Source organism: Streptomyces sp. NPDC020362, from assembly GCF_040642095.1.
Taxonomy (GTDB): Bacteria; Actinomycetota; Actinomycetes; order Streptomycetales; family Streptomycetaceae; genus Streptomyces.
This window is the reverse complement of the sequence record NZ_JBFAET010000002.1, coordinates 68,229-84,129: the sequence shown is the minus strand read 5'-3', so window position 1 is coordinate 84,129 and position 15,901 is coordinate 68,229. Positions and strand designations below refer to the sequence as shown.

Below are 15,901 nucleotides of genomic sequence, written 5' to 3'. Positions count from 1 at the left end.
CCTCAGAAGCCCTGCCTGGCGAGGAAATCGCTGTGGTTGTGGCCGAAGCCGAGGGTGTCCTCCGAGAACTCCCCGACGGCCGTCAGGGCGGGCGGCTCATAACCCTGCTGAACGGCCGGCTCCTCGCGGTACTGCTCCTGGATCTCCATGGTTCTCCTTCCACACGGTCCCGATGGGCTGCTGGCAGGAAGAAAGCTGCGGGCAGGAAAGAACACATGGAAAGCCGAAGCCGGAAATCGGCAAGAAGCTGCTTCACAGCGCATGCGTAACCGCAACGCCGCTGCCCGGGAGACAGGCCCGATGCCCCTGGTCCCCCGCATCCCCGTTCAGAACCGGAGTGCCGGATCCCCGCGCACTCCCCACCCGTTTTTCTTCGATCAAGAGAGTCGCACCCTCGAAGATCCCCGCACAACAGTACGAGCCCCGGATGACCGAAAAGGCGCTCCCCGACGTGCCTTCACACACCGTCCGACGAGGGGGCGATTGCCCGGACCCGGCTGCGGTTGGCCGAAAGGGATCGCCGTTGCCCGGGCGGAACCGAGCACCTCGGCCGACCTCCGGAGAACGGCCCTCACCGACGACACAACCCTTCGGTCCTCCGCCTCATCTTGCCTTCCGTCAGCAGCCGAACTGCCCCGAAAGCAGGAACACTTGCCCACAGTGACCTCTCCCTTCGTACGACGCAGTGCGGCCGTCGCCGCCGCCTTCGGGCTCGCCGCCCTCGCCGGGCCGCAGGCGGCCGACGCGGCGCCGGCCGCCACGGTCACCGGGCCTGCGGCCCTCCACTGGTCCACCTGCCCCGCGGGCACCGACGCACCTCGCGGTACGTACTGCTCCACCATCGAGGCGCCCCTCGACTACGCCAGGCCGAACGGCCGGCAGATCAAGCTCACCCTGTCGATAGCCGGCGCTCTGAACGCCCCGCGCACCCTCGTGGTCAACCCGGGTGGTCCGGGCGAATCAGGCATCGGCACGGCCAAGTTGGTCTGGAGCTCGCTGCCCCAGGACGTCAGCGAGCAGTACAACGTGGTCAGCTTCGACCCGCGCGGCGTCGGTGCCAGCACCCCGGTCTCCTGCGGGGACACCAGGAAGCTGATCAAGCACCCGGCCGTGCCGTACACGCCCGGGACCGCTGCGCAGGAGCAGGCGCGGCTGACCGTGGCCCGCAAGGTCGCCGAGCAGTGCCAGGCGAACGCCAAGGACCTGCTGCCGTACATCACCACCGAGAACGCGGCCCGCGACATGGACCGGATCCGTACCGCGTTCCACCAGGACAAGCTGGACTACCTCGGGTACTCGTACGGAACGAAGCTCGGCGCCACCTACGCGACGCTGTTCCCGTCCCACACCGGCCGCATGATCCTGGACAGCGTCGTGGATCCGACCGTCACCACCTACGCCTCGCAGTACGAGCAGGATCCGGCGCTCCAGCACCGGGCCGGCCAGTTCTTCGCGTGGGCGGCCAAGAAGGACGGCACCTACCACCTGGGCGCCAGTGCGGCGAAGGTGTCGGCCACGTGGAACGCCGTCCGCAAGCAGCTGGACGCCCACCCCGCCGGGGGCAGGGCGGGCAGCGCCGAACTCGATGATCTGCTCGCCTCCGTCATGTACCTCGATATTCAGTGGGGCGACGTGGCCCAGGCCGTCTCGAACTACCGGCGCGGGGACGCCGGCGACCTGCTCGGCGCGACCGACCAGCTCGCCTTCGGGGGCGTGGACCCGGCTCAGCTCGCCTACAACTGCGTGGACGACGCGTGGCCCCGCGACTGGGCGACGTGGCACAAGGAGACAGCGGCGGCCGCGCCCAAGTCCCCGCTGTTCGCCTGGCTGAACACCTGGTACAGCGCCCCGTGTGCGTTCTGGAAGGCTCCGACGGCCCGGCCCGTGAAGATCGGCTCGGCGAAGGTGCCGCCGATCCTGCTGCTCCAGGCGAAGGACGACGCGGCGACCCCGGTCGTGGGCGCGCGACGCATGCACCAGGTGCTTGCCGGCTCCCGCCTCGTCGTCGCGGGCGGCGGCAACCACGGCCAGTACCTCTTCGACGGCAACAGCTGCATGGACGGGCACGGCAGCCGCTATCTGCTCACCGGCCGGCTCCCGGCCGCCGACGGCACCTGCCCGGCGACTCCGGCACCATGAGCGACTCCACGCGTCAGGGCGGGCCGAGCCCGCGTCGCGGAGAGGGCGAGTAGGGCGGCAGACGAGTCGGGCTGTACGCCGGGTTCTGTTCCGAGGGGTCCTCGCGGGCCCCTCGGCGACGGCCATCCATCTAGGGCCGGCGTTGCCACCGGCCTCGTGCGGTCTACCCGCGGACTCGGGCGGGCAGCCCTCGAACGTCCGCGCAGAGCGCTTTTGACGGCGCTCCTCTTGACCTTGCTCCGGGTGGGGTTTACCTAGCTGCCCAGGTCACCCTGGGCACTGGTGGTCTCTTACACCACCGTTTCACCCTTACCGAGGACCGAGGTCCCCGGCGGTCTGCTTTCTGTGGCACTGTCCCGCGGGTCACCCCGGGTGGCCGTTAGCCACCACCCTGCCCTGTGGAGCCCGGACGTTCCTCGGGAAGCCCCCTAGGGGGACTCCACGCGGCCGTCCGCCCGGCTCGTCTGCCGTGTCGACCATGGTACCGGGCGGGTGGACCGGCGCGGACCGGAGGCGGCCGTCGCCAGGACCGAGCCCGTCAGGATGAGGGCGAAAGCGGCCAGCACCGTGATGGTCGGCGGTTCGTCGAGCAACAGGGCGCCCGCCGCCACCGCCACGGCCGGGTTGACGTATGTGATCACCGTCGCCCGTGTCGGGCCCGCCTCCTTGATCAGTTCCAGGAACGCCACGAAGGCGACCGCCGTGCAGATCACTCCCAGTCCCGCCAGGGCTGCCAGGACCGCGGGGGACGGAAGGGAGGACGGGCGGGTCAGGGCCGCCGCGGGGGCGTAGACGAGGGCCGCCAGGGTCAGGCACGCCGCCGTGAGGTGCAGGGACGGGACGTTCTTCAGGCTGCGTGCGGCTATCAGGGGCGCCGTCGCATAGCCCACGACCGTCAGCAGGACCTCGCCCAGGGAGCGGGTGTCGCCGCCGGTCAGGTGCGGGAGGGTCAGGACCGTCACGCCCGCCAGGCCCAGCATCAGGCCCGTGATGCGGCGGGGTCCCAGGTGTTCGGCGTCCGGCGAGACGAAGAAGCGGGAGACGACGACCCCGACGATCGGTACGCCCGCTATCAGCAGGCCCGCCGTCGAGCTGGACAGGTGCCGTTCGGCGTCGGTGAGGGTGAACCAGGGACCCATGATCTCCAGGACCGCGAAGGCCAGCATGGGGCGCCAGTGGGTCCGGACGGTCCCGGCGAGACCGCCCTGGCGCAGGGCGAAGGGGAGCAGCAGGGCCGCGCCGAGCGCGCAGCGCGTGAACACCACCACCGGCGGGGACACCGCGTCCACCGCCACCTTGATCATCAGATAAGGGATGCCCCAGACCACTCCCATCAGGGAGAACAGGAACCAGCCGCGTGCAGTCATACGGCGAGTTTCGGCCCTCGCCTGCTCAGCTGTCTTGAACGCTGTTGCGATAGGCCGCCGGGGTCACCCCGAGCACCCGCCGGAACCAGCGGGTCAGGTGCGCCTGGTCGGCGAAGCCCACCAGGCCCGCCACCTCGGCCGGGCGCAGGCCCGCTTCCAGGAGGCCGCGGGCCCGGGTCACCCGGTACTGGGCGAGCCAGGCGTACGGCGGGATCCCCATCGTCGTACGGAAGGCCCGCAGCAGCTGGTAGCGGGACAGGCCCAGGTCGGCAGCGAGCAGGGCGAGGGAGGGCGGGGCGGTGAGTTCGTCGGCCAGGCGGTCGCGGACGGTCAGGGCCACCGCGGCCGCGCCCGGGACATGGTCGGACACCGGTCGCGCCGTGGAGTGGCGGCGGGCCAGCGCGGTCAGCAGCCAGGGGAGGCGGGATTCGGCCTCCAGCGGATCGGGGCAGGCGCTGAGTTCGGCGTGGGTCAGGCGGAGGGCGGTGGCCAGTTCCGGGTCGTCCAGGAGGGGTTCGCGGAAGTGCGGGAGGCCGCCGAGGGTGCCGTCGGCCAGCAGGGTCGGCTCGGCGTACAGGGCGCGGTAGGCGTAGCCGTCGGTGGTGGTGCCGGGTCCGCCGGTGTGCATCTCGCCGGGTTCGAGGACGACGATCGTGCCGGGGCCGGTGCGGATGTGGCCGCCCCGGTAGTCGATGACCTCACAGCCGCCGACGCACACGCCCACGGTGTACTCCTCGTGCGCGTGCGGGGCGTAGACGTGCCTGCGGAAGCTCGCGGTCAGCAGGTCGAGCGGAGGGCCGCAGCGGCCGAGCCGGGCCCGCGTCCACAGCGCCTCTTCCGCCATCGGGCACCCCCTTGCCGTGCTGTCCGCTACCGGTGCAACGCCGTCAGGCCCCGCTTCCATGCCGCGTCCAGGTCGGCGTCTGCGGGAAACCGGCCGTGGATCTCCAGGATCACCATGCCGTGGGCGAAGGCCCAGACGGCGCGGGCGAGGTCCTGGTCGCCGGCGGACGTCCGCAACAGCGGCAGGGCGGCCCGGTCCTCCAGGCCGGCGGGGAGTTCGGTGCGCGGCAGGGGGCGTTCGGTGACCAGGCAGTACAGGTGCGGGTGGGCGAGGGCGTAGGCGCGATAGGCCTGGGCGAGCGCCTCCAGGGAGCCGGGGGCGCGAGCCGCGGCGGCCTCCAGGGTCTCGGCCGTCTCGGTGAGCAGCTGTGCGGTCAGTTCGACCTCGACGGCGTGCTTGTCGGGGAAGTGCTTGTAGAGGGAGGGGGCCTTGATGCCGAGGCGGTCGGCGAGGGTGCGCATGGTGAGGGCTGCGGCCCCGGACTCCTCCAGGAGGGCGCGGGCGGCAGCGGCGATCTCCCGTGCCCTCGGTGTCAGACGCTCAGCCACGCTGGAAGCCCTCCTTCGTCCGCAGTCCGTATCCGAAGGCGCGATCGTACGAGATGTGGGCGAGCCAGCCGCACAGGGCCGCGAAGGCGGGGGCCCAGGTGAAGGGGGCCGCCGTGCAGACGAGCAGAAGCGCGAGCGGGATCAGGGCGCGGTGCATGGCGTTGTAGTACGGCACCGCACGCGGCGGCAGCTGCCCCTTGGTCATGCGGGGCGCCTCGTCCAGGGCGACCAGGAAGGTGAGGTCCGGCAGGACGAGGAAGAGGAGGGCCGCCCCGCCCGCGAGCCAGCCGTGGTTGACGCCCTCGAGGACCGCGAAGGCCGACCAGAACAGGGCGCTCGCCAGCCATGCCGTGCGGCGGACGACGGTGCGGGCGGAGCCGGTGGGGCGGGACGGGATGACGGTGGTCGCGCTGGTCATGACTGCCTCCGAGGGGGATGGGGTCGTGCGGCGCGGGAGCCGGCGGGGACCGGTTGCCGAACCAAGGTGGCTAACACCGTTAGCCACGACCGTACGGCTAACGACGTTAGCCGTCAAGGGCCCCCTCCCCACCCCCTACGGCAGCGCCCGCTCCAGCGCGCCGAAGGCCGCCTCGATACGGGCCCGGTGATCCTCGGCGATCCCCTCGGCCCGCTCCCCCGCGAGCAGGCGGCGCGCGGTGGCGACGTACACCGAGCGATAGGCGGCGACCGCGAGAGCCGCGAGGAGGCCCGGCTCCGTGACCCCCGCCTCCGCGAAGGCTCCGGCGAGCGCCGCCTCCACCTCCTCGACCCCTTCCCGGGCGCGGGCGCGCAGGCCCGGCGAGTCGAGGACGATCTGCCAGAAGGGCGGGAAGCGGTCGGCGACCCCGCTCAACGGGTGCCGTTCCTCGAGGAGTTCGAGCGCGAGGCGGCGCAGCGCGGCGAGCGGGGTCTCGCCGGGGCCGCGTCGGCGCACCGCCCCGGCGAAGGTCTCCACGGCCTCCGGGATGCGGTCGAGGAACAGGTCCTCCTTGCGGGGGAAGTAGTTGAAGACCGTCATGGTGGAGACGCCGGCCGCCCGGGCGACCTCCGCGACGGTCACCTTGTCGAAGCCGCGCTCCACGAACAGCACCGTCGCCACGTCGGAGATCCGCTGTCGCGTCTGCCGCTTCTTGCGCTCCCTCAAAGGGAGTTCCGCCCCCGCACCGCGCGTCATGCCGTCGTCCGTCATAAGAAAACTATAGCGGCTCGAAAATTTTAGTGACTATAGTGAAGTCTCATGACGACGACGGATTATGACGTGGTGGTGGCCGGCGCGGGGCCGGTGGGGCTCTTCCTCGGCTGCGAGCTGCGGCTCGGCGGGGCCCGGGTGCTGGTCGTGGAACGGCTGACCGAGATCGACCGCACGATCAAGGCGGGCGCGGTCAACATCCCGAGCGCGGTCGCCTTCTACCGGCGGGGGCTGCTGCCCGCGATGGCGGCCGTGTGGGACGCCGCCCGGGAGCGCATGCGCGCCGCCGGGAAGGGCCACCGGATCCCGCCGAAGTTCGCCGGGCACTTCGCCGGGATCATGATGGACCCCGACCTGTTCGACGGCTCCGGCCCCGCCTGGCAGGACGTCGGCCCGGCCGCCGAGGCCGGACTCGGTGTGCCGCAGGCCGAGCTGGAGCGGATCCTGGCCGAACGGGCGCGGGAGCTGGGCGTCGAGCTGCGCCGGGGCGTGGAGCTGACCGGTTTCACGGCGGACGAGGACGGGGTGACCGTGCACCTCGACGGCGACGGCGGTGCCGAGGAGATCAGGGCCGGCTGGCTGGTCGGCTGCGACGGTGGCCGCAGTACCGTCCGCAAGCTCGCCGGGTTCGACTTCCCCGGTACGGCCCCGGAGATCACGGGCTACCAGGCCGTCGTGGAGCTGACCGGCGCCGAGCGGCTGGGCGAGGGCTGGAACACCACCGAGGTCGGGACATACGTCCACGGGCCCTTCCCGGGCCGCATGCTCAGCGTGGAGTTCGACGGGCCCCCCGCCGACCGATCGGCGCCCATCACCGCCGAGGAGCTCCAGGCGAGCCTGCGCCGGGTGTCGCAGGTGCCGGAGGTGACCGTCACGAAGGTGGTCTCGGCGACCCGGTTCACCGACAACGCCCGCCAGGCCACCGACTACCGCAAGGGCCGTGTCCTGCTCGCGGGCGACGCGGCGCACGTGCACTCGCCCTTCGGCGGGCAGGGGCTCAACCTCGGCATCGGTGACGCGATGAACCTGGGCTGGAAGCTCGCCGCCGTGGTGTCCGGCCGGGCACCGGAGTCCCTGCTCGACAGCTACACCGCCGAACGGCATCCGATCGGCGCCTGGGTGCTCGACTGGACCCGCGCGCAGATCGCGCTGATGCGCCCCGACCGGCACGCCCGCGCCCTGCGCCGCGTGGTGACGGACATGGCGCTGACCACCACCGGCACCACCTACCTGGTCACCAGGATCTCCGGCGTCTGGCAGACCTACGACCTGCCCGGCGACCACCCGCTGACCGGGCACAGCGCCCCCGACCTGGAGCTGGCCGACGGCACCCGGCTCGGCGACCGTCTGCACACCGGCCGGGCCCTCCTCCTCGACCTCGGGGACGACCCCGGGCTGCGCGCCCGCGCCGAGGGGTACGGCGACCGGCTCGACGTCTCCACCACCGCCTGCCCCGCCCGGCCGGGCCTGGCCGCGCTGTTCGTACGGCCGGACGGGTTCGTGGCCTGGGCCGCGGACACCGGGGACGACGGCGCGGCCCTGCCCGAGGCCCTGGAGCACTGGCTGGGCACGCCCGCGGCCACCGCCCGGCCGGCCGCTTGACCCTGCCGCAACGCGAGCCGGGCGAGGACCTCGCCCGGCAGGAGGCGGAGATCCGGGAGCGCCGGCAGCGGCCGCGGGCACTGCTCGGGGCCGGGCCGCCGTCCGCCGGGGGACCGTTCTCCCCCGGGCCGGCCCGCCTGCTCGCCGGGCTGCCCGACACCGGCTCCCCGGATCCGGCGGTCGGCGCACGGGCCTCCGCCACGCTCGGACGCTCCGCGCCCGTCGCCCGCATGCCGCTTCTCTGCCGTCCCCGTGAGGTCGGCGTCGTCCGGCTGCCCGCCGACGACGCGCAGGCGCTGGCAGGAGCCCTCACGCGGGCACGAACAGGACCTTCGCCGTCCCCGGAGCCGCCCGGGTGAGCCGGACCCGCAGCCGCTGCCCGAGCGTCAGGTGCTCGCCCTCGATCCGGCCGATGACGGCCGGTGACGCCAACTGCACGGTGCCGGAGGCCGGTTGGTGGTCCGAGAGCTCCACCACACAGGCCTCGAAGAGGTCTCCGACCCGGTCCATGAGGAGGGCGGCCTCGACCAGGTCGACGCACTCCCGCTCGACCGTGGCCGCGCGGTGGCTGCCCTCGGCCATCTGCCGGGGCAGGGCGTCGAGCGCGGCGAGCACCCGGTCGGGCGGGGCGTGGCCGGCCGCGGCCGCGAGGCACAGTTCGCAGGCGTAGCGGTCGGCCAGGCGGCGCAGCGGGGCGGTGCAGTGGGCGTAGGGGGCGGCGACGGCGGCGTGCGTGGTGATCGCCGGCAGCCGCCCGTCCCGGAAGACCGTGTAGCCCGCGCCGCGCAGCAGGGTCGTGCACTCCTGGAGGAAGGCCGCGTGCCGGGGCCGGTGCGGGTCGAGGGTGCGGATCAGCGCCGCGTACGAGACATGGTGCGGCCACTCGATGTGGAGGGCCGTCGCGGTACGGCGCAGTCGGGCCACCTCCCCCACTCTCGGATTCGCTCGAGCGGGGGGACCCCCATCATCGGGGGCGGCCGGAAGGGTGCGCAGGACGCCGGTGCCGGTGGCCAGCATCAGGTCGGCGGCGGCCATCCCGGTGAGCAGGGAGATCTGGGCGTTCCAGCCTTCGGCGGGCAGCGGGGCGCGATAGGTCGGCTCGTAGGTGTGGTCCCGCTCGGTGATCTCCTGCTCGGGGACGTTGAGGGAGATGCCGCCGCGCTCCACCTCGAGAGCCTCGCGGGCGCGGCCGATCTCGCCGAGCAGCGCGACCGGCTCCTCGGCCGTCCCGTCGTCGATCTGCCGCTGCACACCCGCGTAGTCGAGCTTCGCCCGGCTGCGGACCAGGGCCCGGCGCACGTCGACGGCGACGGTACGGCCCTCCGCGTCCAGGTCGAGGATCCACAGCACGGACGGCCGCGGCTGTCCGGGCAGCAGGCTCGCGGCGCCCTCGCCGAGCACGGCGGGGTGCAGCGGGACCTTCTGGTCCGGGAAGTAGAGCGTGTTCACCCGCCGGTGCGTCTCCGCGTCCAGGGGGCCGCCGGGAGCGACGAAGGCGGCGACGTCGGCGATGGCGTACCGGACCCGGTAGCCGGTGCCCCGCCGGGACAGGTGCATCGCCTGGTCGAGGTCGGTGGAGGCGGGAGGGTCGACGGTGAAGAAGGGGAGGTCGGTGACGTCGTACGACGGCAGGGCGGGCGCCTTCGCCGCGCGCTCCGCCTCCTCCTGGGCCTCGGCCGGGAAGCTCTCCGGGATGCCGAGGTCGGCGCGGAGCGCGGCGAGGGCGGCCCGGAGAGGAGCCTCGGGGGCGCCGGTCACGCGGATGGGACGGCGGGGCATACCACCGAGCGTAGGCACAAAGCAGCCCGTGCGGCCTTCGAGGACGCGGCCGTTCCGGCCGAACGGGGGTCCGGGACGGCGCCCCCGGGCGGCCACGGCCAACGCCGTACCCTTGCGCGGAGGTCTACGTAAGGAGTACCCGTGCTTGTCCTGCTGCCGCCCTCGGAAGGCAAGGCGTCCTCGGGCCGTGGCGCCCCGCTGAAGCTGGAGTCGCTGTCCCTGCCGGGGCTGACCGGCGCGCGGGAGGCCGTCCTCGGGGAGCTGGTCGAGCTGTGCGCCGGGGACCCCGAGCAGAACGAGAAGGCGCGCGAGGTGCTCGGTCTGAGCGAGGGGCTGCGCGGCGAGGTCGCGAAGAACGCCGGGCTGCGCACGGCCGGGGCCCGCCCCGCCGGGGAGATCTACACCGGTGTCCTGTACGACGCGCTGGGCCTGGCCTCGCTGGACTCGGCCGCGAAGAAGCGGGCGACGCGCTCGCTGCTCGTCTTCTCCGGGCTGTGGGGTGCGGTGCGGGTGACGGACCGGATTCCCTCCTACCGCTGCTCGATGGGGGTGAAGCTGCCGGGGCTCGGCGCGCTGGCCGGGCACTGGCGTGCGCCGATGGCCGAGGTGCTGCCCGAGGCGGCAGGCGACGGACTGGTGCTGGACCTGCGCTCGGCGGCCTATGCGGCGGCCTGGAAGCCGAAGGGCGAGGTCGCCGGGCGGACCGCGACCGTGCGGGTGCTGCACGCGCCGACGCGGAAGGTCGTCAGCCACTTCAACAAGGCGACGAAGGGCCGGATCGTACGGAGCCTGCTGTCGGCCGGGGCCGCGCCGAAGGACCCCGCCGCGCTGGTGGAGGCACTGCGGGACCTCGGGTACGAGGTGGAGACGCAGGTGCCGGGGAAGGCGGGGAAGCCGTGGGCGCTGGACGTGCTGGTGGAGGAGATCCACTAGAAGCCCGCCGAAAGGCCTTCTGAGGGCGACCGGCTCCGGGCGGCGAGGCGATCCCACGCTCATTGCAGCATGTGCAACGATCTTTGCGCATGCTGCTGTTCATGGGCACGATAAGGGCGTGACCTCGCCGCTGCCCTCCTCTTCGGCTGCCTCCGTGCTGGATCTCGCGCCCGTCGTCCCCGTGCTGGTCGTGCCGGACGCCGCCGTCGCCGTACCGCTGGCGCGGGCGCTGGTGGCCGGCGGGCTGCCCGCGATCGAGGTGACCCTCAGGACCCCGGCCGCTCTGGACGCGATCGGGGCGATCGCCGAGGAGGTGCCGGACGCCGTGGTAGGGGCGGGCACGGTCATCACCTCGGACCAGGTGACGCGGTGCGTGGCGGCCGGGGCACGGTTCCTGGTCAGTCCGGGGTGGACGGACGCCCTGCTGGGCGCGATGCGCGGGTCCGGGGTGCCGTTCCTGCCGGGGGTGTCGACCACCTCGGAGGTCGTCGCGCTGCTGGAGCGCGGGGTGCGGGAGATGAAGTTCTTCCCGGCGCAGGCGGCGGGCGGCACGGCCTATCTGAAGTCCCTGGCCGGCCCGCTGCCGCAGGCCCGCTTCTGCCCGACCGGCGGCATCGGGCCGACGACCGCACCGGAGTATCTCCGCCTGCCCAACGTCGGCTGCGTGGGCGGCAGTTGGATGGTCCCGGCGGACGCGGTGGCCGCCCGGGACTGGGCCCGCATCGAGGCGCTGGCGCGGAGCGCCGCGGGGCTCAGGGACGCAGGTGGGACGTGTCGTTGAACAGCCGCACGCTCGCGTTGCCGTCCGCGTAGTACGCCACCGCCGACAGGGAGGCGGCGGAGAGTTCCATGCGGAACATCGACTCGGGCGGAGCGCCGAGGGCGAGCCGGACCAGGGTCTTGATCGGGGTGACGTGCGTGACCAGCAGGACCGTGCGGCCGGCGTGGGCCGCGACCAGCTTCCGGCGGGTGGCCTCCATCCGGGTGCCCGTCTCCGCAAAGCTCTCGCCGCCGCCGGTGGGGTGCGCCTCAGGGTCGGCGAGCCAGGTGTTCAGGTCGTCCGGGTAGCGGTCGCGGACCTCGCCGAAGGTGAGGCCCTCCCAGGCGCCGAAATCCGTTTCGCGCAGGCCGTCTTCGATGGCCACGTCCAGGCCCAGGCGGGCGGCCACGACACCGGCGGTCTCCCGGGTGCGGGCGAGCGGGGAGGCGACGATCGCCTGGATCGTGCCGCGCCTGGCGAGCGCCTCGGCGACGCGCCGGGCCTGCTCGCGGCCGGCGTCGGAGAGGGAGGGGTTGGTGCCGCCGCTGCCGGAGAAGCGCTTCTGGGGGGTGAGGGGGGTTTCGCCGTGGCGGAGGAGGACGAAGGTGGCGGGGGTGCCGAGGTCGGGGGTGGCGCTCCAGCCGGGGGTGCTGGTGCCGGGTTGCTCGTCGGGGGTGGTGGTCGGGTGCGGCTCGGTGGGGGTGGTGGGGCGCTGCTCGCTGGAAGGTGCCGCTGCGCCCGCCCGCCCCCGCTCTCGGCTTCGCTCGAGCGGGGGGACCGCCATCGACCCGGCGGCACGACTGCCCGGAGCTGCGGTGGCTGCGTCGGCCGCCTCGGGCGAGTCGGCTGCTGCGGCCGCAGCGGGGGTTCTCAGGGCTGCTCGGGCCTTTGCCGCGCCTGCCGTCGCGTCGCCGGGCGGGCCCGACGGCTCCGGGACGGTGCGCGGAGTGTCCAGGGCGGCGCGGGACTCGGACGGAGACCACTGTTCGCCCTTCGCTCCCGCGTCCATCGCCTCGTTGGCCAGGCGGTCGGCGTGTTTGTTGCGTTCGCGGGGGATCCACTCGTAGGTGACACGGTCCGGCGGGAAGACCCGGCTCGCCTCGGCCGCGAGCGGCTTCAGGTCGGGGTGCTTGATCTTCCAGCGGCCCGACATCTGCTCGACGGCGAGCTTGGAGTCCATCCGGACGGCGACCCGGGCGGTGGGGTCGAGGGCGTGCGCCGCGCGCAGGCCGGCCAGCAGGCCCCGGTACTCGGCCACGTTGTTCGTGGCGATGCCGATGTACTCGGCGGCCTCGGCCAGGACCTCCCCCGTGACCGCGTCGCCGACCACGGCCCCGTAGCCCGCGGGCCCCGGGTTGCCCCGTGACCCGCCGTCGGCCTCGACGATGAACTCCCGCACCGCGCAGGCTCCTTACAGACCCGACTCGGCCGTACGCACCAGGATGCGGCGGCAGTTCTCGCAGCGGATCACCGTGTCCGGCGCCGCCGTGCGGATCTCGTTCAGCTCGGTGATCGCCAGCTCCTGGCGGCAGCCCTGGCAGGTGCGGGCGTACAGCTTGGCCGCGCCGATGCCGCCCTGCTGCTCGCGCAGCTTGTCGTACAGCTTGAGCAGGTCCGCGGGGACGGAACCGGCGATGACCTCGCGCTCCTTGGTCACCGTGGCGACCTCGCCGTCGATCTCCTCGAACGCGGCGTCCCGGCGGCCGCCCGCGTCGTCGATCTTCGCCTGGACGGAGGCGACCCGCTCGGTCAGCTCGCCGACGCGCTCCTGGGCGCCCTCGCGGCGCTCCATGACCTCCAGGACGACGTCCTCCAGGTCACCCTGCCGCTTGGCGAGGGAGGCGATCTCGTGCTGGAGGTTGGACAGGTCCTTCGGCGAGGTGACGGCTCCGGAGTCCAGGCGCTGCTGGTCGCGGGCGGCGCGCTGGCGCACCTGGTCCACGTCCTGCTCGGCCTTGGTCTGCTCGCGGGCGCAGTCGCTCTCCTCGGTCTGCGCGGCGACCAGCAGGTCGCGCAGCTGGGTCAGGTCCTTGGTCAGCGACTCGATCTCGGCGTGCTCGGGCAGCGACTTCCGCTTGTACGCCAGCTGCTGCAGGCGGACGTCGAGGGCCTGGACGTCGAGGAGTCGGATCTGGTCGGCGGGCGCGGCGTTCAGTTGGGGGCTCCCGTTGCATCGGAAGGGGCGCGCGAAGCGCTCGTGGGAAGGGCGGTGGTGGGCGACGGGTGGGCGGGGACGGAGGACGCCGCGTGGGCGGTCCAGGGGTCGGTGACCGTCTTGGAGACATGGACCCTGAGGTCCCAGCCGTGGCGGTCGGAGATCTCGTCGAGCTGGGCTGCGGCCAGCTCGCACCAGGGCCACTCGGTGGCCCAGTGCGCCGCGTCGAGCAGCGCGAGGGGACTGTGCGCGACGGCCTCGGAGGCCGGGTGGTGGCGCAGGTCCGCGGTGAGGAAGGCGTCGACGCCTGCCGCGCGGACCTGGTCGAAGAGGCTGTCGCCGGAACCGCCGCTGACGGCGATCGTCCGGATGACGGTCTCGGGGTCGCCGGCCACCCGGATGCCCTGCGCGGTGGCGGGCAGCCGCTCGGCGGCCCGGGCGGCCAGCTCGGCCAGGCTCAGCGGATGGTCCAGCTCGCAGATGCGGCCCTGGCCGCGGCGGCCCTCGGGGTCGGACGGGTCCGGCACCAGGGGGCGTACGACCCGCAGGTCCAGGGCTCCGGCGAGTGCGTCGGAGACGCCCGGGTCGGCCGTGTCGGCGTTGGTGTGGGCGACGTGCAGCGCGATGTCGTTCTTGATGAGCGTGTGCACGACCCGGCCCTTGAAGTGCGTGGCCGCGACCGTGGTCGTACCGCGCAGGTAGAGCGGGTGGTGGGTGACCAGCAGGTCGGCGCCGAGCTTCACCGCCTCGTCGACGATCTCCTGGAGGGGGTCCACGGCGAACAGGACCCGGGTGACCTCCTGGTCGGGGTCGCCCACGACCGTGCCGACCGCGTCCCAGGACTCGGCCCGCTGGGCGGGCCAGAGGTTCTCCAGCGCGGCGATGACTTCAGACAGACGGGGCACGGGGAAAAGGCTACCTGTCCGTTCTGCGGGGCTGTACCGCTCCGCTCTCGCGCGGCCCGGCTCAGCACATGCGTCTCCCTTCCCTCAGGCGAATCGGTTCTGCGACACCCGTATGTGTGAAGCCCTGGTCAGCCGGTCCCACGTCTGTGCGTGCGAAAACTAGCTTCGTCGCCGGAGGTGACCGAACGATGACGGCCTGTGCGATCGAACCCCCTTCCACCGGGGCGTCCGGTGCGGACGACGGTGTGCCCCGGGCGGGATGCGCCATCACGGCGGACGGCGCGTACGCGGCCCGCCTCGCGCGAGGCGGCGACTCCTGGTTCCCGGAGCGCTGGACCCTGGACGGCCCGGAGCCGTACGCGGTCCCGCTGCCCGGCAACCAGCCGGAGGAGCCCGGCACCCAGGTGCAGCCGATGGCGGACGGGCGGGTGCTGATCCACCGGCTCGTCGAACGGCGGCACGCCTTCTTTCTGCTCTACCCGACCGGTCCCGGCACCGGCGAGCTGCCGCTCGGCGCGGTGGAGTGCGCGGAGCCCGGCACCCGGCTCCGGCTGCTGCCGCCGGCGCCGGGCGGTGCGCGCGCCTACGCCCTCGGCGTCGGTCCGCGCTCCACGTCGGTGTGGCTGGTGACGGGCGGCGCCTTCGGGCCCGAGCAGCTGGCCGAGGTTCCGGGGCGGTGCTCGGGCGGGGTCTGGCTGGACCGCACCGGGCGGATGCTGGCGCTGGACCGGGAGCTGGGCGGGCGCACCAAGACGGTCGTGGTGGACCTCGACCGCGGTGGTGAGACCTCGCCCCTGCTGCAGATCGCGGACGGCAGCGACGACCGGCTGCTGCTCGCCGATCCGGACAGCGGGCTGCTGCTGATCTCCTCGAACGCGCCCTCCCCGGGGCAGGAACGATTGGGCTGGGGGGTCATGGGCAGCACGCTGCCCGTGCGCTTCCCGGAGTGCCTGCGCATCCCGGACTGTGCGCTGACGCCGTTCGCGATCCAGCCGGGGCAGGTGCTGACGCCGGAGAACTGTGCGGTGGCGCTGCGCATCGACGGGCCGGTCGGCAGCTGGGTCGGGATCTGGCGGCCCAACGAGCGGAAGGTATGTCATCTGGCCGCGCCCGAGGGGTGGTTGACCGGGTCCGGGCTGTGGACGCGGGACGGGGCGCTGCGACTGCCGTACGCCACGGGGGAGGTCCCGTGCGGCGTGGCGGAACTGACGGCGCCCGGGCCGCAGATGCCGGGACCGGGAGGCGCGGGCCTGACGGACCCGGTGTGCGGCGGTACGGCTGCCGGGGCGCCCGGGGTGTCACGGCCGGCGGCGGAACCGGAACCTCCGGAGCCGGTGGCGGCCCGGCCGGTACCGCTGCAACAGGCACCGCTCGGCGGACTTGTAACGAAGTAGCACCGGTCGGCGTGCCCGCCTGGATTCGGCCCGAGGTGTGCCGGTTACACTCGCCCGGCTGTAAGAGATCATGTTGACGGGGTGAATACTTCCGATGAGCGACACCAGCACGACGGAGCAGCTGTCTGCCGACTCTCAGGAGGCTGTCGGCCATGGCCGGCACCGGGGCCCGATCGCGGCCCAGGAGGGTGAGGCGACTCCGCACGGCCGGCACCGCAAGCCGGTCGAGGAGAGCGCCGAGGCGGCTGCCTGACCGTAAGTAGGGAAGAAGGAAGAGGGGCTCTCC

General features: G+C 73.4%; 16 protein-coding genes, 1 other RNA gene and 1 pseudogene. 7 read left to right on the top strand and 11 right to left on the bottom strand.

Features of this window, described 5'->3' with window-relative positions:
- Window positions 1-2: 2 nt before the first annotated feature.
- On the bottom strand, window positions 3-149 hold the full coding sequence (locus AB0H32_RS01635) for a lasso RiPP family leader peptide-containing protein (RefSeq protein WP_361112489.1): 147 nt from the start codon (window positions 147-149) through the stop codon (window positions 3-5).
- A gap of 511 nt (window positions 150-660) precedes the next feature.
- Between AB0H32_RS01635 and AB0H32_RS01630 the strand changes: the two genes are divergently transcribed.
- On the top strand, window positions 661-2,139 hold the full coding sequence (locus AB0H32_RS01630) for an alpha/beta hydrolase (protein WP_361112486.1): 1,479 nt from the start codon (window positions 661-663) through the stop codon (window positions 2,137-2,139).
- A gap of 58 nt (window positions 2,140-2,197) precedes the next feature.
- Here AB0H32_RS01630 and rnpB read toward each other — a convergent pair.
- The 6 genes and pseudogenes from rnpB to AB0H32_RS01600 form a co-directional block, all read right to left on the bottom strand.
- Window positions 2,198-2,602, bottom strand: an RNA gene (gene rnpB, locus AB0H32_RS01625) — RNase P RNA component class A.
- Between the two features lie 118 nt (window positions 2,603-2,720).
- A pseudogene (locus tag AB0H32_RS01620) lies at window positions 2,721-3,443 on the bottom strand (DMT family transporter); the annotation flags it as partial.
- An 88-nt stretch (window positions 3,444-3,531) separates the two neighbouring features.
- On the bottom strand, window positions 3,532-4,350 hold the full coding sequence (locus AB0H32_RS01615) for an AraC family transcriptional regulator (protein WP_361112483.1): 819 nt from the start codon (window positions 4,348-4,350) through the stop codon (window positions 3,532-3,534).
- Between the two features lie 26 nt (window positions 4,351-4,376).
- Window positions 4,377-4,886 (bottom strand): WHG domain-containing protein, encoded by a 510-nt coding sequence (locus AB0H32_RS01610; protein ID WP_361112727.1) that lies wholly within the window; start codon window positions 4,884-4,886, stop codon window positions 4,377-4,379.
- Between the two features lie 4 nt (window positions 4,887-4,890).
- Window positions 4,891-5,316 carry a DUF4260 family protein gene (locus AB0H32_RS01605; RefSeq protein ID WP_361112480.1) on the bottom strand — a complete coding sequence of 142 codons (426 nt, stop codon included), beginning with the start codon at window positions 5,314-5,316 and terminating at the stop codon, window positions 4,891-4,893.
- 135 nt (window positions 5,317-5,451) lie between these two features.
- A complete protein-coding gene (locus AB0H32_RS01600) occupies window positions 5,452-6,087 on the bottom strand; it encodes a TetR/AcrR family transcriptional regulator (protein ID WP_361112476.1) in 636 nt (211 codons plus the stop codon).
- Between the two features lie 48 nt (window positions 6,088-6,135).
- Here AB0H32_RS01600 and AB0H32_RS01595 point away from each other — a divergent pair, with 48 nt between their 5' ends.
- A complete protein-coding gene (locus tag AB0H32_RS01595) occupies window positions 6,136-7,689 on the top strand; it encodes an FAD-dependent monooxygenase (RefSeq protein WP_361112472.1) in 1,554 nt (517 codons plus the stop codon).
- Window positions 7,686-8,048, top strand: a complete 363-nt coding sequence (locus tag AB0H32_RS01590) for a hypothetical protein (protein WP_361112469.1) — start codon at window positions 7,686-7,688, stop codon at window positions 8,046-8,048. Before AB0H32_RS01595 ends, AB0H32_RS01590 begins: the two co-directional genes overlap by 4 nt.
- On the opposite strand, the gene AB0H32_RS01585 is transcribed toward AB0H32_RS01590, so the two are convergent.
- Window positions 7,999-9,468, bottom strand: coding sequence for an RNB domain-containing ribonuclease (locus AB0H32_RS01585; protein ID WP_361112466.1), 1,470 nt, complete (start codon window positions 9,466-9,468; stop codon window positions 7,999-8,001). The genes AB0H32_RS01590 and AB0H32_RS01585 overlap by 50 nt on opposite strands.
- A 141-nt stretch (window positions 9,469-9,609) precedes the next feature.
- On the opposite strand from AB0H32_RS01585, the gene yaaA reads away from it, so the two are divergent.
- A complete protein-coding gene (gene yaaA, locus AB0H32_RS01580) occupies window positions 9,610-10,401 on the top strand; it encodes a peroxide stress protein YaaA (protein ID WP_361112463.1) in 792 nt (263 codons plus the stop codon).
- Window positions 10,402-10,519: 118 nt separating this feature from the next.
- The gene (gene eda / locus AB0H32_RS01575) at window positions 10,520-11,182 is read left to right on the top strand and encodes a bifunctional 4-hydroxy-2-oxoglutarate aldolase/2-dehydro-3-deoxy-phosphogluconate aldolase (RefSeq protein WP_361112460.1); all 663 of its coding nucleotides are present in this window, start codon (window positions 10,520-10,522) and stop codon (window positions 11,180-11,182) included.
- Here the strand turns inward: eda and AB0H32_RS01570 are convergent.
- Genes AB0H32_RS01570 through AB0H32_RS01560 form a run of 3 tightly spaced genes read right to left on the bottom strand, consistent with a single transcriptional unit; the run spans window position 11,154 to window position 14,221 of the window.
- Entirely contained in the window at window positions 11,154-12,560 is a 1,407-nt protein-coding gene (locus tag AB0H32_RS01570) for a bifunctional RNase H/acid phosphatase (RefSeq protein WP_361112457.1), read from the bottom strand. The genes eda and AB0H32_RS01570 overlap by 29 nt on opposite strands.
- Before the next feature lie 12 nt (window positions 12,561-12,572).
- On the bottom strand, window positions 12,573-13,316 hold the full coding sequence (locus AB0H32_RS01565; protein ID WP_361112724.1) for a C4-type zinc ribbon domain-containing protein: 744 nt from the start codon (window positions 13,314-13,316) through the stop codon (window positions 12,573-12,575).
- Window positions 13,313-14,221, bottom strand: coding sequence for a Nif3-like dinuclear metal center hexameric protein (locus AB0H32_RS01560; RefSeq protein ID WP_361112454.1), 909 nt, complete (start codon window positions 14,219-14,221; stop codon window positions 13,313-13,315). The genes AB0H32_RS01565 and AB0H32_RS01560 overlap by 4 nt, the downstream gene beginning before the upstream one ends.
- Before the next feature lie 188 nt (window positions 14,222-14,409).
- Here AB0H32_RS01560 and AB0H32_RS01555 point away from each other — a divergent pair, with 188 nt between their 5' ends.
- The gene (locus AB0H32_RS01555) at window positions 14,410-15,615 is read left to right on the top strand and encodes a hypothetical protein (RefSeq protein ID WP_361112451.1); all 1,206 of its coding nucleotides are present in this window, start codon (window positions 14,410-14,412) and stop codon (window positions 15,613-15,615) included.
- A gap of 94 nt (window positions 15,616-15,709) precedes the next feature.
- Entirely contained in the window at window positions 15,710-15,868 is a 159-nt protein-coding gene (locus AB0H32_RS01550) for a hypothetical protein (protein WP_361112448.1), read from the top strand.
- Window positions 15,869-15,901 lie beyond the last annotated feature (33 nt).